This is a genomic window from Mycobacterium cajalii (genome assembly GCF_045809005.2).
Lineage (GTDB): Bacteria > Actinomycetota > Actinomycetes > Mycobacteriales > Mycobacteriaceae > Mycobacterium.
On sequence record NZ_CM141436.1, the window covers coordinates 5,272,145 to 5,298,518 of the forward strand.

Here is a 26,374-nt window from a genome sequence, read left to right on the forward strand (position 1 = left end):
TACCGGATGCGCCCAAAAAATTTCGATCAGCCGCCGGCGACGAGGTCGCTCAGGCCCTTCGCCGCAGCATCGAGGACCGATCGCGTCGCCCGCTTGACGATGAAGCCCGGGATGGGTCCGGCCGGCTCGACGGTGATGTCGAAGCGCACCCGGGTCTTGTCCGTTCCCTCCGGCTTGAGGTTGTACTCGACGTGCTGGCCGTGCTGCTGAGGGGTTCCCATGGCGTCGTAGACGACCCAGTCGGGGCCCCAGTGGTATTCCAGGACTTCTCTGTCGGTGAGGCCCAGGATCTTGATCGTGGCCTTGACGTGGTGGGGCCGGCCGTCGGGATAACGGTCGATCACCTCGACGCGCTTGTGCAGCGGCGACCAGGACGACAGCACGACGACGTCGGTCAGCGCCTCCATGACCACTGCCGGCGGCGCGTCGACGACGAACTCCCGCGATGCTTTTACAGCCACTGCGCTCAACCTAGCAACGCCGCACCGGGGGTGCGCGGGTTTCGCCGTAAAAGGTTTCCTACCAGTCGATTTCGGTCAGCGGTGTGGTGCCCGCCGGCGGCGTCCCCACCGGCGGGGCGGGAGTGCGCGAGAAGCGCGGGGCGGGCGCGGCCTGGTCGGCGCCGTGCGCGGTGATCACCGTGGACCGGGCCCGCAAGTGGTCGTCGGTGGCCGCCTCGCCCCACGTCAGCACCGGCGTGACACACGCGTCGGTGCCGGCGAAGACCCGCGTCCACTCGTCGCGGGTCCGGCCGGCGAACCTTTCGGTGAAAATCTCGAACATCCTTGGGTAGGAGGCGATGTCGCGCTGGCCGGGCACCTCGTCCGGCGACAGGCCGAGCCCGTCCAGCAACGCGGCGAAGAACTGTGGCTCGATCGCCCCGACTGCCACGTACTTACCGTCGGACGTCTCGTAGCAGCGGTAGAACGGCGCGCCGCCGTCGAGCAGGAACGACTCGCGCCGGTCGCGCAAAGACCCGGTCGACTTCATCGTCCACATCACCTGGGCGAGCAGACTGACCCCGTCGACCATCGCGGCGTCGACGACCTGTCCGCGGCCGGAGCGTTCCCGTTCGTACAAGGCGGCGACGATGCCCACCAGGACCAGCATCGAACCGCCGCCGAAGTCGGCGACGAGGTTCAGCGGCGGCAGCGGTGGGCGGTCGGCGTAGCCGAGCGCGGAGAGCGCACCGGTGCGCGACAGATAGTTGATGTCGTGACCGGCCGTCTGCGCCAGCGGTCCCTCCTGCCCCCACCCGGTGATCCGCGCGAAGATCAGGCGCGGGTTGACCGCAGCGCAGTCGTCGGGGCCGATGCCGAGCCGCTCGCAGGTGCCAGGCCGGAAACAGTCCAGCAGCACGTCGGCCCCGGCGGCCAGCTCCAGCAGCGCCCCGGGCCGCGCCTTGACGTCCAGGTCGACGATGCGCTTGCCGCGGTGGAGCAGGTCACGGTCCTCCGCCGGCATCGCGAGCCCGCCGGCCTGCCGGCGCACCCGCACCACGTCGGCGCCCAGGTCGGCCAGCATCATCCCGGCGTGCGGGCCCGGTCCGATGCCGCCGAGCTCGATGACCCTGACCCCGGCCAGGGGCCCGCCTCGACCCACCGGTCTACGCGTCCTTCTTCACCTTCAGCACCCGCTCGCGCAACGCCTTGGTCGCGGAGTCGATCGTCCCCCTGACGGCGCGTTTGAGCACGAAACCGGGTAGCGGCACGTTCGGGTCGGCGAGGAGCTCGAACTTCACCAAGGTCTCGTCACCCTTGGGCACCAGCGTGTACTTCCCGTCCTGCGCCTTCTGCTGGGAGGAGCTGACCAGCGTCCAGCTCACCTCGCCGTCGCCCCACGTGTAGGCCACCACCTGTTCGTCGGTGATGCCCGCGACCTTGACCTTCATCTTGACCTGGCTCGGCCGGCCGTCGGCACCGGTCTCGAGCACCTCCGCGCTCTGATGGGGTTCGGACCACTCCGGCATCGCCTCGAAGTCGGCGATGACATCCAGGATCTGCGCCGGGCTCGCTTCGATGACGATGTCGCGCGACTCTTTGATTGCCATGGCCGCACCATAGGACAATCGGAGCCCGGCCGGGAGCGATTCACAACGGCCACCGGGCGTAACGTCGACTTCGTGAGTGCTGCGCCCATCGATCCCGCCTACACCGTCGGCGACTACCTCCTCGATCGCCTTGCCGAGCTCGGCGTGTCCGAGATCTTCGGCGTCCCCGGTGACTACAACCTGGAATTCCTCGACCACATCGTCGCGCACCCAACCCTGCGATGGGTGGGCGGCGCCAACGAGCTGAACGCCGGCTACGCCGCCGACGGGTACGGGCGGCTGCGCGGAATGTCCGCCGTGGTAACGACGTTCGGTGTCGGCGAGCTGTCGGCGGCCAACGCGATCGCGGGCAGCTATGCCGAGCACGTGCCCGTGGTGCACATCGTCGGCGGCCCATCCAAGGACGCCCAGGGCACCCGGCGCGCGCTGCACCACTCGCTGGGCGACGGCGACTTCGAGCACTTCTTCCGGGTGAGCCGCGAAATCACCTGTGCCCAAGCCAATCTCATGCCCGCAACCGCCTGCCGCGAGATCGACCGGGTGCTGTCCGAGGTGCGGGAGCAGAAGCGGCCCGGATACATCCTGATGTCCACCGACGTGGCGCGCTTTCCCACCGAACCGCCGCGCGACCCGTTGCCCCGCTACACCGGGGGCACCAGCCCGCGGGCGCTGGCGGATTTCACCGAGGCCGCCGCCGAACTCATCGGCGAGCACCGGTTGACCGTGCTGGCCGACCTGCTGGTCCACCGGCTGCACGTGGTCAAGGAACTCGAGGCGCTGCTGGCCGCCGACGTGGTGCCCTACGCCACGCTGATGTGGGGAAAGAGCCTGCTCGACGAGAGCTCACCCCATTTCCTGGGCATCTACGCCGGCGCGGCAAGCAGCCTGCAGGTGCGCACCGCGATCGAGGAGGCGCCGGTGCTGGTCACCGCCGGGGTGGTGTTCACCGACATGGTCAGCGGCTTCTTCAGCCAGCACATCGACCCGGCGCGCACCATCGACGTCGGGCAGTACCAGAGCAGCGTGGCCGGACGGGTGTTCGCGCCGCTGGAGATGGGCGCCGCCCTCGACGCCCTGGCCGAGATCCTGGTGCGGCGCGGAACGCGTTCACCCGAGGTGGTCACGGCCCCGGCGGAACCGCACCCGGAAGCCGCCGGCGCGCCCGCGCGCGAGCAGGCGCTGACCCAGCCGATGCTGTGGGACCGGCTGTGCGCGGCGCTCACGCCGGGCAACGTGGTGCTCGCCGACCAGGGGACATCGTTCTACGGCATGGCCAACCACCGGTTGCCGCAGGGGGTCACCTTCATCGGCCAACCCTTGTGGGGCTCGATCGGCTACACCCTGCCCGCGGCGCTCGGCGCGGGGGTCGCACACCCGGACCGCAGGACGGTGCTGCTGATCGGCGACGGCGCCGCCCAGCTCACCGTCCAGGAGCTGGGCAACTTCTCCCGCGAGGGGCTCTCGCCGGTCATCGTGGTGGTCAACAACGACGGCTACACCGTCGAGCGGGCGATCCACGGGGAGACCGCGCCCTACAACGACATCGTCACGTGGCGGTGGACCGATCTGCCCAGCGCGCTGGGCGTCACCAACTACCTGGCATTCCGGGCCGAGACCTACGGCGAACTCGACGACGCGTTGACCGCGGCGGCGGAGGAGCAGAACCGCATGGTGTTCGTCGAGGTGGTGTTGCCGCGGATGGAAATCCCCGGGTTGCTGGTCGAACTCGTGCAGCCGACGTCACCGGACGGCAGCCCGCGCCGCTGAGGCGCGGTCTCAGCGCGGCGCGGAACCCGGGGCCGCCGAGCGCAGGATCGCCCGCACGGTGCGCCGGCAGCGCCCGCAGTCGGCGCCAGCGCCGCAGACCCGGGCGACATCCCTGGTCGTCGACGCCCCGGCCGCGATGGCCTCGCACACCGTCTGGTTGGTGACGCCGTTGCACAGGCACACGAACATTCCGGCGATCCGCTCAGTCCGCCTCGATGCGCATCATGTCGAAGAAGCGGCCGACGAACAGCGGCGGGTAGGCGCCGACGCCCGCCCCGGACATCCATTGGGCCGCGGCGTCGGGATGCTCGATCCACTCCAGCGCCTCCTCTTCGTCGGGCAGCTCCTGCAGGATGAGCACCTCGCGCTCGTCGTCGAACGCCTGGAACACCCAGGTTTTCCGGATCCCCGCGGCGGTGAACCGGTCCATCGCGACGCGGACCCCCGAGTTCAGCGTCGCCACGTCGTCGACGGAGGCGAAGGCGGCGACCACCACCCCCGGCGCTCCCGGGGTCGACGGCTGCTCGGCGACGAACCTGTCGACGATCTCGCCGGCGAACACCGCCGGGATGTCTTCGACGCCGGCTTCGTCGAACCAGTCGAAGAACACCCGCGAGCGCAGCAGTTCGACGATCGGCTCCCGGCTGTGCACGCCGATCATCACCAGCACACGCCCGTAGTCGTGCGTGGACATGTACACGAGGACGTGGTGGGCGCCGATGTCGGCGAGGGCCGATTTGTTGCGCTCGAGCAGCGGCCACACCCGCGTCGGATCGGGAACGCGGTAGTCCGTCGCGATGACCATCGAGTGGATGCCGTTCGTCATCGCCGGGTCCTACACCGGGTTGAATGACGAACCGGCGTTTTGTCTGCGGTCACGGCACAAACTCAACTTTCGACATCTTGAGCTGATCGCCGTCGCGGGTGACGGTCGCGATCAGCCGGTAGCTACAGGAATCCTGTTTGGAACCCGCCGCATTGGTGACCTCAGAGGTGGAGGCGACCACGACCACGGCCACGGCGGCGGCGGCGGACCATTTGGGTCGGCGAACTCGGCGTCGCGCCGGCTTCTCCGCCTCGACATCGGCGACCGGGGCACCGGGTTCCGGTTCCGCGGCGGCGTCCTCCGGACTTTCTTCGCCCTTGGTTTCCGACGGCCCGACCGCGGGGTCCTCGGCCAAGGATTCCCCGCGCGCGGCCTGTTGACGGTTGACTCCAGCGGCCTCGGCCCGCTCGATGTCCACGGCGGTACTGGGAGCTTCGTGTTCGTTCACCGGAACCGATCCCGTGCCAAACTCCTCTACTGCTCGCCAGCGATGACAAGTGTGCTTCGAGTCGCCCGCGGCCGACAACAGTGTCACTGTGTCCGACGTCGCCGTCGCCGTCGCCGTCGGACAACCTTACCCGGCATAGGCGTTCGCGCGCAGCACATGCGGCGACTTTCTGCGCGCGCCGGTACCACGACGAACTCAGCAGCTGAGAGGACCCGGTTATCACGCGCTGCCCCGCGTCCCCGCGGAATTTCTGACCCACCGGACGGCGCGATGCTCCGCACGCTGCGGAAACGCTTAGCGGAGTAGGTCTTTGACCACCTTGCCGGTGGCGTTGAGCGGGAGCGCTTCGAGGAACTCCACCGCTCGCGGCACCTTGAAACCCGCCATACGTTCGCGGCACCAGCCGATCAGTTCCTCGGCGCTCACCGCACCTTCCGTGACGACGAATGCCTTGCCCACCTGCCCGAGCCGCTCGTCGGGGACGCCGATGACCGCCGCCTGCGCGACGGCCGGGTGGTTGAGCAGGAAGCCCTCGATCTCGGCCGGATAGGCGTTGAACCCGCCCACGATGAACATGTCCTTTTTGCGGCCGACGATGCGCAGCCGGCCGGACTCGTCGAAGTTGCCCAGATCCCCGGTGTGTAGCCACCCGCCGCTGTCAATGGCCTTCGCGGTGGCCTCCGGGTCGTCGAGATATCCCTGCATCACGCCGTAGCCGCGTACCAGCACCTCGCCGTCGTCGGCGACGCGCACCTCGACGCCCTCGCAGGGCAGGCCCGCCGTGGTGGCCACGTCCTCGAAGGAATCGCCGGGCCGGGACAGGGTCACGTTGCCAGCCTCGGTGAGGCCGTAGCCGGTCATCAAGGTCTTGAACGGGAGTTCGCCGTGGATGCGGCGGACAAGTTCGACGGGGATGTCGGCGGCGCCGGTCACGCCGGCCCGCAGCGTGCGCAGCCTGTCCTTGTCAGAAATAGTCAGCAATGAGTGGTAGAGCGTCGGTGGCCCGGGCAGCATCGTGATGCGCTCGCGCTCAATGAGATCCACCACCGTTGCGACGTCGAAGACCGCGACCGGCAGCATCGTCGCGCCGCGCAGGAACGAGGTGACGAGTCCCGCTTTCAGGCCGAACGTGTGGAAGTAGGGGTTGATCTGCAGATAGCGGTCCCCCCGGCGCAGATCCGCGAGCGTCGCCCACTCCTCATACATGCGCAGGGTTTGCCGGTGATTCATCATCGCGCCCTTCGGGCGGCCGGTCGTGCCCGAGGTGAAGATGATGTCGGCGATATCGGTGCCGCTGACCGCCCGCTCGAACGGGCAGCCGCTGGAGAGGAAGTCCGACTTCAGATCGATGACCGGTATCCCGGCGGGCGCGGGGTAGTCCTGGCCCAGAAACCCCCTGTGCACCAGCACGGCCTTGGCTCCGCTGCGGACGATGACGTCGCCCGCCTCCTCCGCCTTGAACCGTGTGTTGACCGGCACCAGGACGCCGCCTGCGGTGAGCAGTCCGAACGCCGCGATGATCCATTCCGCGGAGTTGGGAGCCCAGATCGCAACCCGCTCACCCTTGCCGATCCCGAGGCCGGCGAAAGCGCCTGCGGCACTGCGTATCCGCTCGACGACATCGACAAAGGTGAGGCGTAGCGGACCGTCGACTATCGCTTCCGCGTAGCCGAAGCGGTCCGCCGCGCTCAAGACCATCTCGGGGATGGTCCGCCAGGGCGGCTTACTCAAATGTCGCGTCTCACACCGAGACGAGTCGACCGAGGTTGCCGCCCATGATCTTTGCCTGGTCGTCGACGGACAGGTGCGACAGAGCGTTGACGTAGAACGTCGGCTCCGCCAGCCCCTCCGGATGCGGCCAGTCCGACCCGTACAGCACCTGATCCACACCGACGAGGTTGACCAGATCGTCGATGCCGTCCTCGAAGAACGGGCTGACGTGGATCCGGTTCTTGACCATCTCGACGGGGTCGCTCGGGAAGGCTTCCGGGGCCTTCCGGAAGACCTCGGTCAGGCCGTCCAGCAGCGGGGTCATCCACTTCGAACCGGCCTCGACGATGGCGACCTTCAGCTTGGGATGGCGGTAGAGCGCGCCGTGGATCACCCACGAGCCCACCGCGTCCTGGATCGGCCGCCATTCGTTGAGGATGCCCATCGCGTTGGTCTGGAACGGGAGCATCTCCTGTTCGGCACCGTCCCATTCGGAGGTGTACCGGGAGTAGCCGCTGTCGCTGGAGTGCATACCGACCAGCACGTCGTGCTCGACGACCCGCTCCCAGAAGGGATCGAACTCGGGCACTGCGAACGACCGGGGGCCACGGAAGCCGGGAACCGGCGCCGGGCGGATCAGGATGCAGCGAGCGCCACGCTTGACCGCCCACTCCAACTCCTCGATCGCCTTCTCCACGATCGGCAGCGTGATGACCGGGGTGGTGAAGATGCGGTTCTGGTAGTTGAAGCCCCAGACCTCGTCGAGCCACTCGTTCAGCGCATGGATCAGGACATGGATGGCGAGCGGGTCGTCGCGCAGCCGCTCCTCGAGCAAGCTGGCCAGCGTCGGGAACATCAGCGTGCGGTCCAGGCCGAGTTCGTTCATCTTCTCCAGGCGCGGGCCGGGTTCGAAGAACGCCGGGATCGCGCGCATCGGCTCGCCGAACAGCTCACGCTTGCTCTTGCCCTCCGGGTTGCCGTACTTGAAGTACTCCTCCCAGGCGCCCGGGCGGGCGACGACCTCGAAGGTCGGGTTGGGGATGTAGTTGCTGATGTGGCCGCGGATCGCGATTTTGGTGCGACCGTTGATCTGCACGTACTGGACGTAGTCCTTGTACTCCTTGGGCAGGAACTTGGTCAGCGCCTCGGGCGGCTCGTAGAGATGGTTATCGGCGTCGAAGATCGGGAACGGGACGTCCTCCCGGTGTGACAATTGCCCCATGAAATCCTCCTTCTTGATTTGTGAGAATCTTATTCTCTTGGTGCTGCCTGCGCAATGCGCCGCCGGTAGGTCACTGGTGCCGCGCGGAAACCGGCGCCGCCACCCGGGCGTGGGCCTGCCCCGCGCCGGTCACGTGGCTGCGGTCAGCACGTAGCGATGATCTTGAAATCGGCGGACATGGGTTCATTCGGCTTGTCGGCTTTGGAGCCGTTGGCGGTGCCGGTGATGGTGAATTTGTCGCCGGTCATGCTCATATCGGCGTTGCCGCCGCCGCCGCGGGAATACATGCCGGTGAACCCACCCAGGTTGTGGATGCGCACCGACAGAGCTGACGCCGGTTGCGCCCCCTCGTCGACGACAACCTTGACTCCGGCGAAGTTGCCGCCGATATCGATCGTCCGGGTCCACTCCCGCTGATCGCAGTTCACGACGTGGAAATTCGTGTCTTTACCGTTGACGGTCACAGATGCCGAACTGGAGAGCTGGGCTGATGGTCGCGGCGTACATGCCCCAAGCAGAACGACAGCGAGAGCCGCCGCCACCCCGCTTCGGTTCCGCACCGGATCACCTCCTCCCCGCCGACGAAAGTTTTCGCCCGCCGTGATGTTATTCTCGCGAAAAGAGAATGCCAATATCAGGGCCCTTGCCCGAGGAGCGAAATCGCATGCTCGACCTGGAGATCGACGACGGTTTGGCGGTGCTGACCATCAATCGCCCTCACGCACGCAATGCCATCGCGCTCGACACCATGGAGCAGCTGGAAAACGCGCTCGATACAGCAGCCGGCGCCAAAGCCCTTGTCATCACGGGTGCCGGTGATCGGGCCTTCGTGTCAGGCGGCGACCTCAAGGAGCTGAGTTCGCTACGGACCGAAGAGGACGCCGCCGCGATGGCGAAGCGGATGCGGTCGGTCTGCGATCAGCTGGCGAACTTCCGCGCTCCGGTCATCGCCGCGCTGAACGGGCACGCCTTCGGCGGTGGCGCCGAAATCGCCGTCGCCGCCGACATCCGGGTGGCCGCCGACGACATCAGGATTGCCTTCAATCAGGTGGAGCTGGAGATCATGCCCGCGTGGGGCGGGGCCGAGCGACTGGCCGCGCTCGTCGGCAAGAGCAGAGCGCTTCTGCTGGCCGGTACGGGATCAGCCTTGACCGCAGCCGATGCCGAGCGGATCGGCTTGGTGGACAAGGTGTTGCCCCGCGCCTCCTTCGACTCACCCACCGAGGGGTGGCGACCGATCGCCAAGTCGCTGGCTCGTCACCCGGCGACCGAGATAAAGCGCGTAATCCACGGTGTTTCGCCTGATGAGGCGATAGCATCCTTTGCACGGTTGTGGGTTGCCGACGCGCATTGGCAAGCCGCAGAGCGGGTGATGAACCGCACCGCCAGTGCACGCCAGGCAACCGGAGGAGCGACATGACAGGCGTGTCCAGAATGTTGCAAGCCGGATCGGCGCTGACCCTGGCAGGGCTGTTAGCGGCTGCCGGTTCAGTTGCGAACACCGGACGGGCCCACGCGGACCCGATCATGCATCACGTCAAGTACACCGTCACCGCCCAGCATCCGATCTACACGGACATCTATTACCTGGACCAGCAACCGGCAAAATTCTCCGACTACAGCCACAACCCCTACTCGTTCACGCCCCACGTCGACGTCGATCTCGGTCCGGGCCAGCCATGGAGCTTCGATGTGGACATGTCGGACCCCGACCATTACGCGATGGTCGTGGCGAGCACGGGCACCGAACCCGGCGAACCGGGACTTCACTGTGAGCTGGCGGTGGACGGAGCCGTCGTCGTATCCAAGGATGGCGCCAAAGGCGTGCTTTGCTCGCTGCGGAACTGGTGAACCACCCAGGCCTCCGGCACACCCTCGATCGGCTGCGGTTCGCCTTCCAGGCGACGCAAGTAATCCTCGACCAATTGCACGGTTTCGGCGTGACCGCTGGACATGCCGATCGCCTGCTCGAGCACCAGAAATCTGGACAAGCTGGACATGAGCACGGTCACCGCGACCGGCGGCATCTCTTCTCTGGCCACTCCATACCGCTGCAGAGCCGTCGTCACCGCTTGCCGTTCCTCTTCCCGGAAACGCTCTGCGTAATAGGCGATTTCGGCTCGCAGTTCCTTGCGGTGATTGGCCAGCGCCATGAACTCCATGGAAATGCGGGTGAATGCGGGATCGGTGCCGAATCTCCACAGCGCCCACAGCGGCTGCGGCGACTTCATCAGCTGCGCATGCACCTCGAGCGCTTCTTCACCGCGTCGCCGGAAGACCTCGAGGAACAGGTCCTCCATGGTGCGGAAGTAGTAGTGCACCAGCTGCGGCTTGAGCCCCGCCTTGTTCGCGAGACGGCGGGAGGTCACTGCGGCGTAGCCCTCTTCGAGCATCAGCTGCTCGGCGGCGTCGAGCAGCAAGCCGCGGTTCTTGGCGTCCGGCGCCCCGATCCTGCGGGCCACGGAAGAAGATGCCATGCCCCTGCTCCGTACTCTCTGCCATCTGTTGCCGACCACACGGATCGTAGCGTGACGCGGCGCGGCCGCCTTGACCCTGACATTACCGCCATGCTAAGCAGGTGCTCAGCACTTCATGGACATCGGACCGCGGCGGCGCGGAGTCTCGCCGCCAAACAGTCATACGGCCAACGGCGGCTTTTTGGAGGCATGCACGACATGAGCAATTTCGACACGATCGACTTCTTCGCGGATCCCTCCCTGGTCCCCGATCCGCACCCGTATTTCGACCACCTGCGCAGTCAGAATCCGGTGCTGCGGCTGCCGCACTACGGGGTCGTCGCCGTCACCGGCTACGACGAAGCCACCGAGATCTACAAGGACCCCGACACGTTCTCCAACATCGTCGCGCTCGGCGGCCCGTTCCCCCCGCTGCCGTTTACGCCGGAGGGCGATGACATCAGCGCGCAGATCGAGGCGCACCGCAGCTACTTCCCGATGAACGAGCACATGGTCACCATGGATCCGCCGGACCACACCAAGGCCCGATCCGTGCTGAGCAAGCTGCTCACCCCGAGCCGGCTGAAGCACAACGAGGAATTCATGTGGCGCCTCGCCGACCGCCAGCTCGACGAGTTCCTGCACAACGGCGAGTGCGAGTTCATCGCCGAATACTCCAAGCCGTTCGCCACTTTGGTGATCGCCGACCTGCTCGGTGTACCCGAAGAGGATCACAAGGAATTCCGGAGCGTCTTGGGAGCCGACCGGCCCGAGGCGCGGGTCGGCGCCCTGGACCACGAGTCGGTCGGCATCAACCCGCTGGAATGGCTCGACGACAAGTTCTGCGCCTACATCGAGGACCGGCGGCGCGCACCCCGCAATGACGTGCTCACCTCGCTGGCGGCGGCGAAGTACCCCGACGGGTCGACCCCCCCGGTGATCGAGGTGGTCCGCTCGGCGACGTTCCTGTTCGCCGCCGGGCAGGAAACCACCGCCAAGCTTCTCAGCGCCGCGCTGCAGGCGCTAGGCGACCGGCCCGACATCCAGCAGGAGCTGCGCGAGGACCGCAGCCTGATTCCCGGGTTCATCGAGGAGTCGCTGCGCATGGAGAGCCCCGTCAAGAGCGACTGCCGGCTGGCCCGGCGGGCCACCCGGATCGGCGGTGTCGACATTGCCGCCGGCACCGTGGTGATGGTGCTGCCGGGTGCGGCCAACCGCGACCCGCGCCGGTTCGAGAACCCGCACGAGTTCGACCTGCACCGCCGGAATGTCCGCGAGCACATGGCTTTCGCCCGCGGCGTGCACTCGTGTCCCGGCGGGCCGCTCGCCCGGGTGGAGGGCCGTGTCTCGATCGAGCGCATCCTGGACCGGATGTCGCACATCGAGATCGACGCGGCCCACCACGGGCCGAGCGCGGACCGTCGCTACACCTACGAGCCGACCTACATCCTGCGCGGACTGAGCGAGCTGCACCTGACGTTCACGACCGCCGATTCCGTCGCGTCGGTGGGCTGAATCAGATCGTCATCCCTACGAAGTAGCAGCCGAGCAGCGCCGCGGCCATGATCCCCACCCAGGCATCGGTCAGGCGACACAGCAAGGCCGGTGCGTTTCGCACCTCCATGAACTCGCGAAAGATGATGCGCACCTTGATGAGTGCGATCACGATCACGCTGGAGGTGACCAGCGCGCTGGGCCGCAGCGCATCGGTGTGGTCGATGCCCAGGTAGCCCAGCGTGAGAGACGCCAGGACGAGCCACACGACCAACAGCCTCTTGTTGAACTTGATCACCGATCACCTCACCACGTAGAGCAATGCAAAGATCAGCACCCAGAGGAAGTCGACGGTGTGCCAGTAGGTGGCACAGGTCTCGACGAGTTCCTGGGAGCGCCTCGCCGGGCTCCGTACTTGGTAGACGACGATCCCGAGGGCGACGAAACCGATGAGCAGGTGCACGAAGTGGATGCCGGTGAGAAAGAAGTAGTAGGTGAAGAAGTCGTTGCTGTCCAGCCCGTTCCCCGTGCGGACCAACCGGACCCACTCGAAAATCTTGAAGAACAAGAACACCGCGGCGAACGCGGCCGTGAGCAAGGCGTCTCGCAGCGCCGCCCGGTAGGCGCCGGCCCGGCACGACTGGACGCACCGCGCCACCGACCAGGAGCTCAGCAACAACACCAGGGTATTGATGATCCCGACGCGCAAGTCGAGCTGCGCCTGCGAGTGCAGGAAAAGCCCGCCGTTTCGGGCGCGGTAGAACAGGTAGAAACCGAAATACGCCGTGAAGATGAAGGTTTCGAACAGTACGAAGACCCACATGTCGGGCTGGCCGGGCACGAACCTGGTGCGTTCGCTCTTCTCGGTCAGGTCCGTCATCGCGCGGCCCCCGGTTCGCGGGCGAGGGCGGGCCCGAGTTCGGGGAGAGGCCCGGTACCGAAGTCCTCGCGCTGGATCATGCGCATCAGCATGAATATGAAAACCCCGGTGTAGATGCCGAACACGACCACGTCCAGCCACCAGGCGATCTGGCCGTTCCACGCCAGCACGCCCCGCCGGAAGATCCAGCACGGTGCCACCACGACCTCGGTGAGCGCGTTGCACAAGTTGAGGTAGCCGAACCACTTGGGGAACACCCGGTTCTTGTCGATCAGAATCGCGAGCAACCAGATCAGCGACCCGATCAAGAAGACACCCATCGTTCCGTCGAAAGACAGGAACGCGAAGTCGTAGAGCCAGCCGATCGCCTGGGGGTCCCGCTCGGGGCGCAGGGTCCCGACGATCAGCGCGATACAGAGCAACAGCATTCCGGGAACAGCACTGAGCGAATAGATGATCAGGTACGAATACGCGAACACCGGGCTGACCGACATCCGTCGCATCGAATACGCGATGAGCGCATTGTTCACCGCGATGATGCCGCCGATGCCGAAAATGATGCCGAAGCCGACGGGTATCCCGAGGTGACGTTCGTGGAACCAGTGCACCTGCGTCGCGAGGTCCCAGGCGGGCTGCGGCGGGGGCTGGACCCGGGTCACCACGAAGAAGATCGGGAAGAAGAAGTTGTAGAAGACGACAAGCGCCCCCCAGGCCAGCCACAACTCGCGCTTGGGGTGGTGCCGGCACTGCCAGGCGATGCGCCGAAGCATCGGGCCGGTGGGCACCGCCGGTGACGGTCCCTCGGCTGTCGTCGTCGCGCTCACTGGACTACCTTCCTGAGGTCATCGCTTCTGGATGAAGCGTTGATGCACCCGAGGTGCCACCAGGTCACTGCCCTGCTCGCTTGACGCGGTTGATGTCCAGTATGAGATCTGCAGGCCCTGGTGGTTGCCCGGGGCGTGTCGACCGTCGATAGGGCTGAGCGCCAACGCCGCGTCTGGCTGCGAGCGCCGATCAGTGAGCGGACCGGCAACCACGTCCCGGCACCAGCGGCACCAGAAAAGATGGGTGCCTCCCCACTGGGACTAGCAGCGAGGAGGCTGACGTGAAGTCTGCCAGCAATACCCCGACCGATACCACCCTGCCGCAGGAGCCGCCGGGGGGTGTGACCGCCGGTCTGGACTGGGCCCGCGACGACCACGCGGTCAGCGTCGTCGATGACCGGGGCCGCGAACTCGACCGAGCCACGGTGCCCCATAGCGCGCCCGGACTGCGGGAACTCATCGCTTTCCTGCGCCGCCATGGAGTGGGTGAGGTCGCCATCGAACGTCCCGACGGGCCAGTCGTCGACGCCCTGCTGCTCGCCGGTCTGGCCGTGGTGGTGATCTCGCCGAATCAGGTCAAGAACCTGCGCGGCCGCTACGGCTCGGCCGGCAACAAGGACGACCGGTTCGACGCCTACGTGCTCGCCGACACCCTGCGCACCGACCGCGCCCGGCTGCGGGCGCTGATCCCCGATACCGACGCCACCGTCGCCCTGCGGCGCGCCTGCCGCGCCCGCAAGGACTTGGTCAATCACCGTGTGGCCGTTGCCAATCAGCTGCGCGCACACCTGCGCAACGTGCTGCCTGCCGCCGTCGGATTGTTCAAAGACATCGACTCCGCGATCAGCCTGGCGTTCCTGACCCGATTCGACACCCAGGACAAGATCGACTGGCTGACCCCCAAACGGCTCGGCGACTGGCTCGCCAAGCAGGGCTACTCCGGCAAGGTCGACCCCGCCGTGCTGCACCACCGCATCCTTGACGCTGCCCCCGGCGCAACCGGTTCTCACGGCAGCACCCAGGCCCACATCACCGCCAGCTACGTCGCACTGCTGGGCACCCTGGTCGCACAGATCAAAGCGCTCTCGACCCAGATCGAGGCACAACTGGACACCCACGCCGACGCCCACATCTTCACGTCCCTGCCCCGCGCCGGACGGGTCCGCGCCGCGCGCCTGCTTGCCGAAATCGGGGACTGCCGTGCTCGATTCCCCACCCCGGAGTCGCTGACCTGTCTGGCCGGCGCCGCGCCCTCTACGCGCCAGTCCGGCAAATCCCGCATTGTCGGATTCCGCTGGGCTTGCGACAAACAACTCCGTGACGCCGTCACCGACTTCGCCGCCGACACCCGACTGGTCAACCCCTGGGCCGCCGACCTCTACGACAGGGCCCGAACCCGCGGGCACGACCACCCCCACGCCGTACGCATCCTCGCCCGCGCCTGGCTGCACATCATCTGGCACTGCTGGCAAGACAACCTCGCCTACGCCCCCGACAAACACCGCGCACTCCAACGAATCCTCACCCAAGACGAGGCGGCTTGACATAGGGCTTCTCATACGCCGACCAGTTCTGCGCCTTGGCGGCGACGTTCGGCGCGCTCGCGATAAACGGCCCGCCCCACGACGACACCCATGACGACGAGCCACACGGCGATGGCGATGTTCTTCAGCCAGAAGGACAACACGCCGTCCCACGCCAACGGGCCGGACAACGACAGGCCCGCGAACGACGCAGGCACCAACGCGCCGGCCACAAAAAGGTTGAAGTGGGCCACCCAGCGGGGAAATATCGGGCGCGGCTGGTCGTCGAAATAGATTGCCAGCGCGAGTATCACGCTCTGCCCGATCAGAAAGGGGACCAGGATGGTGAACGTGATCCAGCCGAAGTCGTTGAACATTTGCGTCAGTTCCGGGCGCCGTTCCGGGCGGAAGGCGGCCAGCAGCCAGCAGACGTTCGCGACGAGGAACAGCGTCGGTCCGCCGGCCACGCAGCCCAGCAGGGCGTAGGCGAAGATCGGCGTGCGATGTGCCATCCTGCGGACCTGCATCACGATCAGGGTCAGGATCGGGATGAGGCACACGCCGAACCAGTTGAACACGATCATGCTGTAGCGGATCTCGGGCAGATGGGCCGGGTCACGGTAGAAGGCGGCGACCTGCTCGGCCGTCATCGTCGGTGACATCGGCGGGTCGAAGCCCGGAAACAGCAAAAAGGCGGCGACCCAGATCGCCACCGTCACCGGCAGCGTCCACAGCAGGATCAACTCACCTTCGTTGCGCCGCAGGGCGATTCGCGCGGATCGACGCTCGCCTGCCGCGTTTCCGCCGACGTCGGACATCGGCACTCCTTCCACACGAATCGCCGCCGAACTCGACTAGTGTGGAAAGCTAGCCGATCGGCTAGCTTTGGTCAATACTGTCGTCTAGCCCGGATTTTTCGCGGAATGCCGACGTAGCTGTGTGTTGATGCGCGAAAGTGCCTGTCCTGCAACGCATAATGGGAATTCTCTAGGTTTCCATATGGCGAGCGGAAGGCACTTCGCACGTGAAGGGTATCGCGGTGGCGCGGCGGGTGAAAGTATCGGCGGACGGTCGCGGGGTGGTGTCGCACGCCGGGATGGGGCTGTTGCGGGAACTGGCCGATCTGACCGGGTTATCAGCGCAGGTCACGGCGGTGTTGGCCGATACTTACAAGGGGCCGTGGACTTATGCCCCGGGTGCGGTGTTCGCCGATCTTGCCGCGGCGGTGGCTGACGGGGCGGACTGCATCGACGGGGTCGGCCAGTTGTGTGGGGATCGCGAGCATGTGTTCGGGGCCAAGGCCTCGACAACGACGATGTGGCGGCTGATCGATTATCGCATCGATGCCGCGCACCTGCCGAAGGTTCGCACCGCGCGGGCATCGGCGCGGGCGGCGGCCTGGGCGGCCGGGGCCGCGCCCCCGGCGGGTGTGCCGCTGTACATCGACATCGACGCCACGCTGGTCATCGACCATTCCGACAACAAGGCGCAGGCGGCGCCGACGTGGAAGAAGTCGTTCGGCCATCACCCGCTGCTGGCGTTTCTGGACCGCCCGGAGATCGCCGGCGGTGAGGCCCTGGCCGGGCTGCTGCGCAAAGGCAACGCCGGATCCAATACCGCCGCCGATCACGTCACGGTCCTTCAGCAGGCTTTGGATTCGCTGCCGGCAGATTGGCGTCCCGGCCCGCAGAACCCGGCTGCGCCGGCGGTGGTGGTGCGCTCAGATTCCGCCGGAGCCACCCACAAGTTTGCCCAGGCCTGCCGCGATCACGGGGTCGGGTTCTCCTTCGGGTTTCCCGTCGATGCCCGGGTCCAGGACGCCGTGGACACCCTCAACCTCGGCGATGGCTGGTATCCGGGGATCGACTCCGATGGGCAGATCCGGGACGGGGCGTGGGTGGCCGAGGCCACCGGCCTGGTCAACCTGTCGGCCTGGCCTGCCGGGACCCGGCTGGTGCTGCGCAAAGAACGCCCACACCCCGGGGCGCAGCTGCGCTTCACCGACATCGACGGCATGCCTCGATTTTTCACGGGGATGGTCGGCTTTGGGGTGTCTTAGACGCGAAAAGTGCACTCGCTCAAGGATAATCAGGGTTGTTAAGGCTCGGAAAATCCAGAGAACGGGTGCACCTTTCAGATGCAGGCTACAACAGAATGGTCCCGGCACCTCGACGTGGAGGTCCGCGGCGACGATGTGGTGTCACACACCGGCAGTGTGATCACCCGGATGTTGGCCGATAAGACGGGGCTGACCGGCGCATTGTCGGATGCGCTGTACCGGCCGGACGTGGTCCACGACCGGGGAGCGGTGATGCGGGACCTGGCGGTGGGGATCGCCGACGGCGCGACCAGCATCTGCGACATCGCGGTCCTGGGCGATCAAAAGCGGGTGTTCGGGCCGGTCGCCTCGACCACCACGGCATGGCGGGCACTCAACGAACTCGACGACGCGGCGCTGGGGCGGCTGGCGCTGGCGCGGGATCGGGTCCGCGCCCGGGTATGGGAGCGCATCGAGGCCCGCCACGGGAAGATTCCGCCGGTGGCCACCTGCTACGGTGATCTCGATGATGTGATCTGCATCCGCATCGACGCCACCTTGATCACCTCGTACTCCGATAAGGAATCGGCAGCGGGAAATTTCAAGGGCGGATACGGTTTTCATCCGCTGACTGCGTGGTGTGACAATACCGGCGAGCTGCTGGCCATCATCGCGCGAGCCGGTAACGCCGGCTCCAACACCGCCGCCGATCACATCGCCATCATCGACGCCGCGATCGCCGCGATCCCCGCCAAGTGGCGGCACAACCTGCTGATCACCATCGACGGTGCGGGCTCCAGCCACAAGGTGATCGACCACATCACCAAGCTCAACACCCGCGCCGGCTACAGCATCGCGTACTCGGTCGGCTTCGACCTGGATGCCCGGGTGCGTGCCGCGCTGGCGCTGCTGCCCGAGACCGGGTGGGAACCAGCACTGGATGCCACCGGCACCCCGCGCGAGGACGCACAGGTCGCCGAGGTCACCGGCCTGCTGCGGGAAAGCCACGGCGGCGACAAACTATCCACCTGGCCAGCGGGGATGCGGATCCTGGTGCGCCGCGAACCCATCGAGACCGGAGCACAACTCTCGCTGTTCGAGCAGACCAACGGCTACCGCTACCAACCGGTGGCCACCAACACCGCCGGCGGGCAAGCCCAGCGTCTGGAAGCCCGCCACCGGGTGCACGCCCGCGTCGAAGGATTCATCCGCTGCGCCAAAGACACCGGCCTGGCCAAATGGCCGTCATCGTCCTATGCGATGAACCGCGCGTGGGTGGCCGCAGTCGCCCTGGCCGTCGACCTGCTGTGCTGGACCCGGCTGCTGCTGCTCGATGGCACCCTGGCCGTCGCCGAACCACAGACCCTGCGCTACCGGCTGCTGCACACCGCAGCCCGCATCATCAGCCATTCCCGCAAACAAATCCTGCGAATACCCCAAACCTGGCCCTGGGCAACAGCACTGGAAACCGCGTTCCACCGCGTGCTGGCGATCCCCTGACCACCTGGCACCTGTCCGAACAACCCCAGGAAGGAGCAACACCCACCGGGACCAAGGAACCCGGCGCCACCGCACGACACGCGGCGCCGGCACCTCCCCTGCGACCGAAAACCACGCCCACCAGCAGACCTCAGCACACCTCACGGGAGCACCCGACCCACCATGAAAAATCGAGGCATGCGGGTGACCGCCTTCATCACCGACACCCCACCGGGGATGGTTCCCGGGCAGCTGGCCGGTCTGGAACTGCGCCACCGCCAGCACGCCCGCGTCGAGGACCGCATCCGCGAAGCCAAAGCCGCCGGCCTGGCCAACCTGCCCTGTCATGATTTCCAGTCCAACGCCGCCTGGCTCGAAATCGTCCTGGCCGCCGCCGATCTGGTCGCCTGGGCCCAACTGATCGGATTCACCGACGCCCCGCAGCTGGCCCGCTGCGAGATTACCGCCTTCCGCTACCGGGTCCTGCACGTCGCGGCCCGCATCACCCGCGGCGCCCGCCAACTACGGCTGCGCATCGACGCCACCTGGCGCTGGGCCGGTGCCATCGCAACCGCCTGGCAGCGCATCCGCGCCGCCTTCCCCTGACCACCGCAAACCCGCCCCGACGACCCGAAAGACCCACCGGCCATAGGAAAGCCCGCCCACCCCGGCGACACGGGACGGCCAAACACACCCCAAGCCCAAAATCGCTATCGCTCAGCGATCTTCATGGCTCAGCACCCCCGAACCCCACCAGTGCGAAAAATCGAGGCTAGTCTCGTTGCGTGGGAACAGGACGGCAGCCGCTTGACGGCGAGGAGTTGAGAGTGGCCGAGCACAGCGCGGCCCGAACACGCGTGCTCGATGCCGCACTGGATCTGTTCGCCACGCATGGGGTCAGCGGCACGTCGCTGAAGATGATCGCCGACACCGTCGGTATAACGAAAGCCGCTGTCTACCATCAATTCCACGCTAAAGAACAGATCGTCATCGCGGTCACCGAACGCGAACTCGGGCGGCTACTTCCCGCGCTCGAGGAAGCGGAGGCCCATGCCGACGGATCGCAGGCGCGCGATGCGCTGTTGGTGCGCACTATCGAAATGGCAGTTCGCGACCGCCGGCTGGTGCGCACGCTGCAGTTCGATCCCGTCGTCGTCCGGTTATTGGCCGAGCACAAGCCGTTTCAACTTTTCATGGACCGCCTGTATCGGGTGCTGCTGAGCGATGCGGGTCTGGACGGCCGGATCCAGGCGGCCATGTTCTCCGGTGCGATCAGCACCGCTGTTATGCATCCACTCGTCGCGGACATCGACGACGACACCCTGTTCACCCGGCTTGTCGACATGAGCCGGCGGCTGTTGGGTCTGCACCGGGAAGCACCCAAGTGAGGCGATGTGTCATTCCGCTGAACGAAAACGGCGCGGCTACGTGTCGGCGCGGATCCAGCTCATGATGCCGTCGTGGGCAAAACAGATGAGGAACAGACCGTCGGGCGCCTGCGCCACATAGTTCTGGTAGTTCTGGCACGGCGCGCCTTCGTCTTTGACCCCCGCCATCGGAGGCGACCGGAACCATCGCGGCTGGTATCGCCTCGGCGAGCCGCAGAACATCAGCCGTCCGGGCTGCGCGGCGGGGGGAACGGTGCTGTCATCGACGCCGAAGGCGTAGTAGGTGGTGTTGTCACACGGCGCGCCTAAAACCCGATGCGGCAAAATGCCCGGGGTGCAGGCGGGGTAATCGCAGACGGTCGGCCCAGCGAAGGACGGCGGCGCCGCGAGCAGACCGGCGCCGAGCAACGCGGCTAACAGGGCCACGATTGATCGCACCCGACTACTTTGCCATACCCGAAAAGAAAATTCTTCTAGTTGGTGAAGATGGTAGGGCGTCAGTTTGGACGTCAATGCCCTTCCCCGCGCGGCTGGTTGGCCAGAAAACACTGCACTCGGGTAACGGCATCGCTCGGCTTGACTCCCATTTCCACCAATCTCTGAGCCACTTGGGCGGAAGGCACACCAGAATCGAGATCCGTCTGTATCACGTGAACGCTGGGAAACCAATCTTCTGCACTTACCCCCGGCGGCGGGGGTTTCGTGTCGCCTCCAACGCAACGAGCGTAACCATCGAGGCCAGTGTCAGCGTGAGCAGACAACGCCCCCGTCAGCACGGCCGGGGCGATGAGCAGGGCGGTGATGGCCATGCCGACCGCCGCAGCGACATGGCCGGAACGGCCCTGACAGCCGGCGCAAGTTCCTCGGCGGCCGCTGCTGAAATCGGCGATCCGCATGGTGATCTTCTCCCTCGAGGTCGGATAGTCCGCATCGCACATGATCGCTTGACGCTACTCGCGTTCGACCTGACCCACTAGAAGATCGCCTGAGCGAATTCGGCCGTGTGAAGCACCCCAGATTCTCCGCCACCCGCCCCCCTGACAAGCGAGTGTTTCCGCAGGTAAGAGCCACAAGACAGCCCCCCGATCACGGCATCGAGCCCAGACCGAAGTGATAGGCTTTTTCACCGTGCACGATCCGGAGCCGCCTGACGCCGACCGTCGTGGTGAGCCCATGGATGTGACCGCTCCCGACGAACCACAGCCGCGCTCCGGGGTCCACTCCGACGCCGAAGCGCCCGTCTCGGAGACGGAAACAGAAGCCGACGTCGCCGAGGCTGAAGCGCGCGCCGCGGCGGCTCGCGAACGCCTCGCACGGCTGCGCAGGGCAGCAGAATCCGGGGACGCTGATGACGACGCAGGGTTTCCAGGCGCCGAGCAGCGTCCCGCAAAGTCGGCGCGGGCGCGCCTACGTTTGCCGCGGCACCCCAGGCGGCCGCGGTGGCTCCGCCGCCCGGGGCGGAAAACTATGGCTGTCGGCGTCGGCGTCGTGCTCGCCTCCGCTTCCCTCGGCGCGACCGGTTACATGGTGTGGCAGCACGACACCGCGGTGCACAAGCGGCAGCTCGCCGCGGAGTTCAGTGCAGCGGCCCGGCAAGGGGTTACGACGCTGATGTCGATTGATCCCGATCACGCCAAGGACAGCGTCCAGCGCATGATCGATGCCTCCACGGGCGACCAGAAAAACCGGCTGTCAGTGCTGTCAACCCTGATAGTCAAGAAGGCCGAGGATACGAAGGTCGGCAGCAAGGCCACCGTGGAAGCCGTCGCCGTCGAGTCGCTGAGCGCCAATTCGGGAGTCGTGCTCGTGGCGGCGAAAACCGAGGCCACTGGGCCGGATAACGACAAACCGCCGCCGGCCTTGTTTCGGCTCAGTGTCAACATGGAGCGTGACGACGGTCAACTCAAAATGTCGAAAGTCGATTTCCTGCAATGACTGTCGAGCATGGCTCGTCGCTGGACAGCACCGAAGCGGCGACTGACGACGGACAGATTCCGCACGCCGACGAGGATGGGCTGCCACCCGCCGGCGAGCGATCGGCCCGGTGGCGTCGGCCGGCAGCGATCCGGCACTGGGCCCGCCTCTGTTTGGCAAGGTGGCGTTCGATAGTCGCGACAACGCTGGTCATTGCCGCCGTGGGAGTCGCTGCCGGTGTGTACTTCATTCTCTATAGGCCGGATCAGCGGGTCGATGATGCGACGGCACACCGGGCGATCCAGGCGGCGTCGGATGGTGCCGTGGCCGTGTTGTCGTATTCCTACGATCATTTGGATCGCGATTATGCCAACGCGAAATCGCGTCTGACCGGTGGCTTTTTGACCTACTACACCAAATTCACCGATAATGTCGTCGCACCGACTGCGCAGCAAGGGCAACTGACGGCGACCGCCAAGGTGATTCGGGCCGCCGTTTCGGATTTACATCCCGATTCGGCTGTCGTGCTGGTTTTCGTCGACCAGACCACGGCAAGCCCGAAAAAGAAAGAGCCGGCGAAGACGCAGAGCAGCGTCCTGGTCACGCTGACAAAGGTCGACGGTTCCTGGCTGATCGGGAAATTCGACCCGGCCGGATGAGCGCGGCAAATCTTGTTCTAGCTAGCCGTTACCGGATCGGTCCAAGCGGTGTAACGTCAACGCTCGAGAACGCCGCAACCGATGGCGAGAAGCTGTCAGAGGCACTGTCGGATTATGCGCTTCAAGGAGCACCTGATGCGTTCAGCAAAAACGCTCACCACCGCAACTCTATTGGCTGCCACTACGTTCGGCGGTTTGGGCACCGCATCCACGGCCCAGGCGACAACCAAGGAAGAAGTAGCCATCAACGGCACGTTTCGCGCTACGTCCATCGGCGATTGGGCCCAGCGAAACGATCAATACTTCGGCGAGCCGACGGTCTACCAGATATGGACCATCAGTTCGACATGCGTCACATTCCAGGAATGCCACGGCACGGTGAAAAGCGACCAGGGATGGAGCGCGCCCCTATATATGGATGACGGGGAGATGTGGAAGGTAAGGCGCGAAGTGCCGAACTGGGAGCGGTGCGAAGACGGTACCGCGTTCCCCGGGCAGCAGACCTACTTGTTCTTCCCGGTGAACGACAATGGTGGATTCCAAATCGGGTCGCCGACCTTCTCCGGCAAGGACAAGACGGTCGGCCCAAGCGGTGCCTGCGGGCAAAACCAGTGGCTCGATATCGCGATGCCGTTGCGCTTGGACCGGCTGTCCTGACCGGGCGGCCGTAACTTCGCTGCCGGCCCGGCCGCAGACCGTCCTTAAGTGGGAAGCATGTCCTTCCACGTTTTCGGCGCTTTCGAGGTCACGAGGTCCGACTGCTGGTACAGCTTGCCGTCCGGTCCGACATAACGACCAGTGCGCGGATCGTACGTTGCCACCACGACCGAGGGCGCGGGCTTAGGCGTCTTCGCTCCGAACGAGCTTGGCGCGGCTTGCGGCTGTCCACCGTCGATCTGATCTTGTGGTGCAGGGGCAGCGGGTGGTGGTGGTGCGGGAAGTTCCCCCTGTGCAGGAACGTCGAGTGGCGCTATGGGCGGAAGGTCGGCCGACATTGGCGACATGGGCGCCAGCGGGGGCGGCCCCGACGACGGCACCGGCGGAACAGCTGCCCCCAGCGTGCCCGCTGGTGGATTTTCGCCCCGCGGCCCCGCCAGCGCGCCGCGCGGCACCGCCCCCGGCGGCAGCGGCGTTCCCTCCACCGGGCCGAAGATCCTGTCGTTGGCGGTGATCCGGTCGTCGGGCGGGACGCCCTGGGCGAGCAGGTTGGGATCCAGCGGGTAGGGACCCAGGGTGTGCTGGCGCATCGCCAGCGGCATGAACGGCTTGTCGCTATTGCAGATTTCGACGGTAGGCGCCCGCTTACCCGGGTGACCCATGCAGGGATAGTTGCGGGCACCGCGAACCGCGAGCGGCGAATCCTGCGGGAGTTTGCAATACAACCCGTCCGGTGTGTCGATGTCGCTGAGGTCGTCGGGGGATCGCCACGTGTTGGGCGGCATGAAGCCGACCGTGCAAATAGGCGGATCGTCGATCGTGAGTGCGAAGTCACCCATGGCCTTGCCATCGGGATGGTTTTCGCCCTGAGCAGCTTGCTCGATGGCAACCGCCGACGGCAGCAACACCAGCAGCTGCTCAATCGAGGGGTGGTAGGTGACGCCGATCTGACCGATGGTGGTCAGGTTGGCGAGCAACACCGGCAGCGTCGGTTTGACTTGTTCGAGAAGCCGGGACGCCTCGTTCGCTGCCTCAGATCCGTTTTGCAGCAGCGCGCGGAAGTGAGAGTCGTTGTTTACCAACACATCTGAAATGCCGGCGAAGCTGCGTGCCCATGTCCTGATCGAATCGGTGGTGTGCGCTTGCGTATCCAACAGCGGCCCAGTGTCTTCGGTGAGGGCTCGAGTGCGATCCACAACGCTGTTGGAGTCGCGGGACAGTGTTTCCGAGGAATCGAGCAGTGACCCCAAGTCGTAACCGGAACCGTTGAAACCCTGGAACGTCTCGTCGAGCAATTGGCCAAGTTTGGTCTTCGGGATGCTTTGGACCAAGGCATTCACCTGGTCGAGCATCGGGCCGACCGGCTGCGGAATCGTCGTTTGGCGCGCGAAGATAACCGAGCCGTCGTGCAGGTAGGGCGGCGAATCGGTCTTGGGCCGCAGGTCCACGTACTGTTCACCCACTGCTGAGACACTGAGCACCTCGGCGGTCAGGTCGGCGGGGATCTTGGGCGAAGAGCTCAGCGACAGCGTCGCTTTCGCGCCCGTCGGCGTCAACCCCACCGAGGTGACCTTGCCCATCTGGACCCCGCGGTAGGTCACGTTGGAAAACCGGTACAGGCCGCCGGTCGCCGGCAGCTCCAGCGTCACCGTCATCCGGCCGATGCCCAGCAGGGTCGGCGCTTGAATGTAGAAGAAGACCATCGCAATCACGCCAACGGTCCCGGCGATCGCGAAGATCGCCAGCTGGATGCGAATGAAGCGCGTCAGCATCTATCCACCCGCTCCCGTCGAAGGCGCCGCCGCCGGCGACGGCGCTTGACCGAGATCCGCCTCAGGCATCGGAGCCGCGGTGGGCGGCGGGCCGGGCAGTGGGGCCGCGGTGGGCGGCGGGCCGGGCAGTGGGGCCGCACCCGGCGGCGGCCCGGGCAAGGGCAGCGCATTGGGATCGACCCACGGTGGCCTCAGGGGGTTATGCAGCGGATCGAGTGTGTAATTCATGCGATACGGGTCCCCGGGCTCCGGTACCACTGGTTCGTCGAGCTGCCCCCAGTGGGTCCCCAGCATCAGACCACGCTTGAGCCGTGGAATCGAGATGTCCAGGTCGACATGGAGGTTGAAGTAGTCGCCTCGCACCGCTCGGTCTACGAAGTTCTGGGTGAATGGGAACACGAACCCCGCCGCGATCGCCGCGCCGAACTCCGGCCCTACATCGGCGAGCGCTTTGATAGTTGGCTCCAGGTTTTTGAGGTTCTTGACCAGGTCGGCCTGGGCGCCGTTGACCAGCCGGGTGGCGGTGTTGCTGAAGACGCGAAGTTTATCCAGCGCAGCCGTCAGGCGCGGCCGCTCCTTGATCAGCACATCGAGCGCCGGCGGTATCTTGCGCAGCGCCTCGGTGAGCACGTCGCGTTGTCCGGCGAATGTGGCGGCAAGCCGGTTCAGCGCCTGGATGGAGTCGACCAGGTTGTCCCGCTGTTGGTCCAGTGTTCCCACGAACGTGTCGAGGCGAGTAATCAGATCACGCACCGCGCCCTCGCGTCCGGACAGGGCGGCGGAGAAATTGTGGACGACCTCCCCGATCTGTCCCAGCCCCCCGCCGTTGACAACCGCTCCCAGCGACGACAGCGTCTGCTCCGTCGACGGGTAGGCCGATGACCGGCTCAGCGGGATCGTGGCGCCCGGCTGCAGCCGTCCGCTCCCCGCCTGGCCGAGGGGTGTATTGAGCTCCACATGCATCGACCCCAGCAGGCTGGTCTGACCGACGACGGCTACCACGTTGGCCGGGACGACGACGTCACGCTTTACCGAGATCTCAACGTCGGCGTGCCAACCTTTCACCCTCATCGTGCCGACACTGCCGACGACGACGTCGTTGACCATCACCGGCGAATTCGACTCCATCGTGCCGACATTCGGGAGCTCGACGTGGTAGATGTTGGCCCCCGGGCCGCGGCCGACCGCACCGGGCAGTGGTAGTGAATTCAGGCCGTGGAATGCGCATCCCGTCAACGTCAACATGGCGCAGGAGACAAGGGCGAGC

The 26,374-nt window shown here is 66.1% G+C and carries 28 protein-coding genes and 2 pseudogenes; 12 read left to right on the forward strand and 18 right to left on the reverse strand.

The window, feature by feature from the left end; all coding sequences use genetic code 11:
- Positions 1–26 precede the first annotated feature (26 nt).
- Genes ACJ512_RS25015 through ACJ512_RS25025 form a run of 3 tightly spaced genes read right to left on the reverse strand, consistent with a single transcriptional unit; the run spans position 27 to position 2,050 of the window.
- On the reverse strand, positions 27–461 hold the full coding sequence (locus tag ACJ512_RS25015) for an SRPBCC family protein (RefSeq protein ID WP_407687534.1): 435 nt from the start codon (positions 459–461) through the stop codon (positions 27–29).
- A gap of 58 nt (positions 462–519) precedes the next feature.
- The gene (locus ACJ512_RS25020) at positions 520–1,602 is read right to left on the reverse strand and encodes a CaiB/BaiF CoA transferase family protein (RefSeq protein WP_407687535.1); all 1,083 of its coding nucleotides are present in this window, start codon (positions 1,600–1,602) and stop codon (positions 520–522) included.
- Positions 1,603–1,606: 4 nt separating this feature from the next.
- Complete coding sequence (locus tag ACJ512_RS25025) at positions 1,607–2,050, reverse strand: SRPBCC family protein (RefSeq protein WP_407687536.1); 444 nt, start codon at positions 2,048–2,050, stop codon at positions 1,607–1,609.
- Positions 2,051–2,122: 72 nt separating this feature from the next.
- Between ACJ512_RS25025 and ACJ512_RS25030 the strand changes: the two genes are divergently transcribed.
- Complete coding sequence (locus ACJ512_RS25030; protein WP_407687537.1) at positions 2,123–3,817, forward strand: alpha-keto acid decarboxylase family protein; 1,695 nt, start codon at positions 2,123–2,125, stop codon at positions 3,815–3,817.
- 9 nt (positions 3,818–3,826) lie between these two features.
- Here the strand turns inward: ACJ512_RS25030 and ACJ512_RS25035 are convergent, their stop codons facing one another.
- From ACJ512_RS25035 to ACJ512_RS25060, 6 genes are all read right to left on the reverse strand, one after another.
- Complete coding sequence (locus ACJ512_RS25035) at positions 3,827–4,006, reverse strand: (2Fe-2S)-binding protein (protein ID WP_407687538.1); 180 nt, start codon at positions 4,004–4,006, stop codon at positions 3,827–3,829.
- Between the two features lie 13 nt (positions 4,007–4,019).
- Positions 4,020–4,643 (reverse strand): fatty-acid--CoA ligase, encoded by a 624-nt coding sequence (locus tag ACJ512_RS25040; RefSeq protein WP_407687539.1) that lies wholly within the window; start codon positions 4,641–4,643, stop codon positions 4,020–4,022.
- A gap of 49 nt (positions 4,644–4,692) precedes the next feature.
- Positions 4,693–5,091, reverse strand: a complete 399-nt coding sequence (locus tag ACJ512_RS25045; protein WP_461480171.1) for a hypothetical protein — start codon at positions 5,089–5,091, stop codon at positions 4,693–4,695.
- Between the two features lie 294 nt (positions 5,092–5,385).
- The gene (locus ACJ512_RS25050) at positions 5,386–6,789 is read right to left on the reverse strand and encodes a FadD3 family acyl-CoA ligase (protein ID WP_461479875.1); all 1,404 of its coding nucleotides are present in this window, start codon (positions 6,787–6,789) and stop codon (positions 5,386–5,388) included.
- A gap of 43 nt (positions 6,790–6,832) precedes the next feature.
- Positions 6,833–8,023: an amidohydrolase family protein gene (locus ACJ512_RS25055; protein WP_407687541.1), complete on the reverse strand. Its 1,191-nt coding sequence runs from the start codon at positions 8,021–8,023 to the stop codon at positions 6,833–6,835.
- Positions 8,024–8,166: 143 nt separating this feature from the next.
- Positions 8,167–8,583, reverse strand: a complete 417-nt coding sequence (locus tag ACJ512_RS25060) for a lipoprotein LpqH (protein ID WP_407687547.1) — start codon at positions 8,581–8,583, stop codon at positions 8,167–8,169.
- A 104-nt stretch (positions 8,584–8,687) separates the two neighbouring features.
- Between ACJ512_RS25060 and ACJ512_RS25065 the strand changes: the two genes are divergently transcribed.
- Together ACJ512_RS25065 and ACJ512_RS25070 are read left to right on the forward strand one after the other, a co-directional pair.
- Complete coding sequence (locus ACJ512_RS25065; RefSeq protein WP_407687542.1) at positions 8,688–9,443, forward strand: enoyl-CoA hydratase/isomerase family protein; 756 nt, start codon at positions 8,688–8,690, stop codon at positions 9,441–9,443.
- Between the two features lie 14 nt (positions 9,444–9,457).
- Entirely contained in the window at positions 9,458–9,874 is a 417-nt protein-coding gene (locus ACJ512_RS25070) for a hypothetical protein (protein WP_407687548.1), read from the forward strand.
- Here the strand turns inward: ACJ512_RS25070 and ACJ512_RS25075 are convergent.
- Entirely contained in the window at positions 9,790–10,500 is a 711-nt protein-coding gene (locus ACJ512_RS25075) for a TetR/AcrR family transcriptional regulator (protein WP_407687543.1), read from the reverse strand. The genes ACJ512_RS25070 and ACJ512_RS25075 overlap by 85 nt on opposite strands.
- Before the next feature lie 198 nt (positions 10,501–10,698).
- On the opposite strand from ACJ512_RS25075, the gene ACJ512_RS25080 reads away from it, so the two are divergent.
- Positions 10,699–11,994 (forward strand): cytochrome P450, encoded by a 1,296-nt coding sequence (locus ACJ512_RS25080; RefSeq protein ID WP_407687544.1) that lies wholly within the window; start codon positions 10,699–10,701, stop codon positions 11,992–11,994.
- A 1-nt stretch (position 11,995) separates the two neighbouring features.
- On the opposite strand, the gene ACJ512_RS25085 is transcribed toward ACJ512_RS25080, so the two are convergent.
- The 3 genes from ACJ512_RS25085 to ACJ512_RS25095 are packed head-to-tail and all read right to left on the reverse strand — an operon-like array spanning position 11,996 to position 13,623.
- Complete coding sequence (locus ACJ512_RS25085) at positions 11,996–12,268, reverse strand: cytochrome C oxidase subunit IV family protein (protein WP_407687549.1); 273 nt, start codon at positions 12,266–12,268, stop codon at positions 11,996–11,998.
- Between the two features lie 6 nt (positions 12,269–12,274).
- On the reverse strand, positions 12,275–12,853 hold the full coding sequence (locus ACJ512_RS25090) for a cytochrome c oxidase subunit 3 (RefSeq protein WP_407687545.1): 579 nt from the start codon (positions 12,851–12,853) through the stop codon (positions 12,275–12,277).
- Positions 12,850–13,623 carry a hypothetical protein gene (locus ACJ512_RS25095; RefSeq protein WP_461480153.1) on the reverse strand — a complete coding sequence of 258 codons (774 nt, stop codon included), beginning with the start codon at positions 13,621–13,623 and terminating at the stop codon, positions 12,850–12,852. The genes ACJ512_RS25090 and ACJ512_RS25095 overlap by 4 nt, the downstream gene beginning before the upstream one ends.
- A 371-nt stretch (positions 13,624–13,994) precedes the next feature.
- Here ACJ512_RS25095 and ACJ512_RS25100 point away from each other — a divergent pair, with 371 nt between their 5' ends.
- Entirely contained in the window at positions 13,995–15,221 is a 1,227-nt protein-coding gene (locus tag ACJ512_RS25100) for an IS110 family RNA-guided transposase (protein WP_461480091.1), read from the forward strand.
- A gap of 11 nt (positions 15,222–15,232) precedes the next feature.
- Here ACJ512_RS25100 and ACJ512_RS25105 read toward each other — a convergent pair whose 3' ends face one another.
- The gene (locus ACJ512_RS25105; RefSeq protein WP_461479876.1) at positions 15,233–16,018 is read right to left on the reverse strand and encodes a hypothetical protein; all 786 of its coding nucleotides are present in this window, start codon (positions 16,016–16,018) and stop codon (positions 15,233–15,235) included.
- Between the two features lie 206 nt (positions 16,019–16,224).
- Here ACJ512_RS25105 and ACJ512_RS25110 point away from each other — a divergent pair.
- The 4 genes and pseudogenes from ACJ512_RS25110 to ACJ512_RS25125 form a co-directional block, all read left to right on the forward strand.
- Positions 16,225–17,217 (forward strand): annotated as a pseudogene (locus ACJ512_RS25110) (IS1380 family transposase); the annotation flags it as partial.
- A 120-nt stretch (positions 17,218–17,337) separates the two neighbouring features.
- Entirely contained in the window at positions 17,338–18,738 is a 1,401-nt protein-coding gene (locus tag ACJ512_RS25115; RefSeq protein WP_461479877.1) for an IS1380 family transposase, read from the forward strand.
- 174 nt (positions 18,739–18,912) lie between these two features.
- Positions 18,913–19,323 (forward strand): annotated as a pseudogene (locus ACJ512_RS25120) (transposase); the annotation flags it as partial.
- Between the two features lie 179 nt (positions 19,324–19,502).
- Entirely contained in the window at positions 19,503–20,105 is a 603-nt protein-coding gene (locus ACJ512_RS25125; RefSeq protein WP_407689379.1) for a TetR/AcrR family transcriptional regulator, read from the forward strand.
- A 36-nt stretch (positions 20,106–20,141) separates the two neighbouring features.
- On the opposite strand, the gene ACJ512_RS25130 is transcribed toward ACJ512_RS25125, so the two are convergent.
- Positions 20,142–20,531, reverse strand: a complete 390-nt coding sequence (locus tag ACJ512_RS25130; RefSeq protein ID WP_407689383.1) for a hypothetical protein — start codon at positions 20,529–20,531, stop codon at positions 20,142–20,144.
- A gap of 83 nt (positions 20,532–20,614) precedes the next feature.
- Positions 20,615–20,914 (reverse strand): hypothetical protein, encoded by a 300-nt coding sequence (locus tag ACJ512_RS25135; protein ID WP_407689382.1) that lies wholly within the window; start codon positions 20,912–20,914, stop codon positions 20,615–20,617.
- A gap of 319 nt (positions 20,915–21,233) precedes the next feature.
- Here ACJ512_RS25135 and ACJ512_RS25140 point away from each other — a divergent pair, with 319 nt between their 5' ends.
- The 3 genes from ACJ512_RS25140 (at position 21,234) to ACJ512_RS25150 (ending at position 23,335) form a co-directional block, all read left to right on the forward strand.
- Complete coding sequence (locus tag ACJ512_RS25140; protein WP_407689378.1) at positions 21,234–22,040, forward strand: hypothetical protein; 807 nt, start codon at positions 21,234–21,236, stop codon at positions 22,038–22,040.
- Positions 22,037–22,678, forward strand: a complete 642-nt coding sequence (locus ACJ512_RS25145; protein ID WP_407689377.1) for a hypothetical protein — start codon at positions 22,037–22,039, stop codon at positions 22,676–22,678. The genes ACJ512_RS25140 and ACJ512_RS25145 overlap by 4 nt, the downstream gene beginning before the upstream one ends.
- Positions 22,679–22,813: 135 nt before the next feature.
- Positions 22,814–23,335: an Rv2253/PknI dimerization domain-containing protein gene (locus ACJ512_RS25150; RefSeq protein WP_407689381.1), complete on the forward strand. Its 522-nt coding sequence runs from the start codon at positions 22,814–22,816 to the stop codon at positions 23,333–23,335.
- A gap of 44 nt (positions 23,336–23,379) precedes the next feature.
- Here the strand turns inward: ACJ512_RS25150 and ACJ512_RS25155 are convergent, their stop codons facing one another.
- Positions 23,380–25,107 (reverse strand): MCE family protein, encoded by a 1,728-nt coding sequence (locus tag ACJ512_RS25155; protein WP_407689376.1) that lies wholly within the window; start codon positions 25,105–25,107, stop codon positions 23,380–23,382.
- Positions 25,108–26,352, reverse strand: coding sequence for an MCE family protein (locus ACJ512_RS25160; protein ID WP_407689380.1), 1,245 nt, complete (start codon positions 26,350–26,352; stop codon positions 25,108–25,110).
- Between the last annotated feature and the right edge of the window lie 22 nt (positions 26,353–26,374).

Excerpts from the sequence above, each read along its gene's own strand:
- ACJ512_RS25025 (WP_407687536.1), bottom strand. The coding sequence starts at position 2,050 with ATGGCAATCAAAGAGTCGCGCGACATCGTCATCGAAGCGAGCCCGGCG.
- ACJ512_RS25035 (WP_407687538.1), bottom strand. The coding sequence starts at position 4,006 with ATGTTCGTGTGCCTGTGCAACGGCGTCACCAACCAGACGGTGTGCGAG.
- ACJ512_RS25040 (WP_407687539.1), bottom strand. The coding sequence starts at position 4,643 with ATGACGAACGGCATCCACTCGATGGTCATCGCGACGGACTACCGCGTT.
- ACJ512_RS25050 (WP_461479875.1), bottom strand. The coding sequence starts at position 6,789 with ATGGTCTTGAGCGCGGCGGACCGCTTCGGCTACGCGGAAGCGATAGTC.
- ACJ512_RS25055 (WP_407687541.1), bottom strand. The coding sequence starts at position 8,023 with ATGGGGCAATTGTCACACCGGGAGGACGTCCCGTTCCCGATCTTCGAC.
- ACJ512_RS25065 (WP_407687542.1), top strand. The coding sequence starts at position 8,688 with ATGCTCGACCTGGAGATCGACGACGGTTTGGCGGTGCTGACCATCAAT.
- ACJ512_RS25070 (WP_407687548.1), top strand. The coding sequence starts at position 9,458 with ATGTTGCAAGCCGGATCGGCGCTGACCCTGGCAGGGCTGTTAGCGGCT.
- ACJ512_RS25075 (WP_407687543.1), bottom strand. The coding sequence starts at position 10,500 with ATGGCATCTTCTTCCGTGGCCCGCAGGATCGGGGCGCCGGACGCCAAG.
- ACJ512_RS25080 (WP_407687544.1), top strand. The coding sequence starts at position 10,699 with ATGAGCAATTTCGACACGATCGACTTCTTCGCGGATCCCTCCCTGGTC.
- ACJ512_RS25090 (WP_407687545.1), bottom strand. The coding sequence starts at position 12,853 with ATGACGGACCTGACCGAGAAGAGCGAACGCACCAGGTTCGTGCCCGGC.
- ACJ512_RS25095 (WP_461480153.1), bottom strand. The coding sequence starts at position 13,623 with ATGCTTCGGCGCATCGCCTGGCAGTGCCGGCACCACCCCAAGCGCGAG.
- ACJ512_RS25105 (WP_461479876.1), bottom strand. The coding sequence starts at position 16,018 with ATGTCCGACGTCGGCGGAAACGCGGCAGGCGAGCGTCGATCCGCGCGA.
- ACJ512_RS25115 (WP_461479877.1), top strand. The coding sequence starts at position 17,338 with ATGCAGGCTACAACAGAATGGTCCCGGCACCTCGACGTGGAGGTCCGC.
- ACJ512_RS25135 (WP_407689382.1), bottom strand. The coding sequence starts at position 20,914 with ATGGCCATCACCGCCCTGCTCATCGCCCCGGCCGTGCTGACGGGGGCG.
- ACJ512_RS25145 (WP_407689377.1), top strand. The coding sequence starts at position 22,037 with ATGACTGTCGAGCATGGCTCGTCGCTGGACAGCACCGAAGCGGCGACT.
- ACJ512_RS25150 (WP_407689381.1), top strand. The coding sequence starts at position 22,814 with ATGCGTTCAGCAAAAACGCTCACCACCGCAACTCTATTGGCTGCCACT.
- ACJ512_RS25155 (WP_407689376.1), bottom strand. The coding sequence starts at position 25,107 with ATGCTGACGCGCTTCATTCGCATCCAGCTGGCGATCTTCGCGATCGCC.
- ACJ512_RS25160 (WP_407689380.1), bottom strand. The coding sequence starts at position 26,352 with ATGTTGACGTTGACGGGATGCGCATTCCACGGCCTGAATTCACTACCA.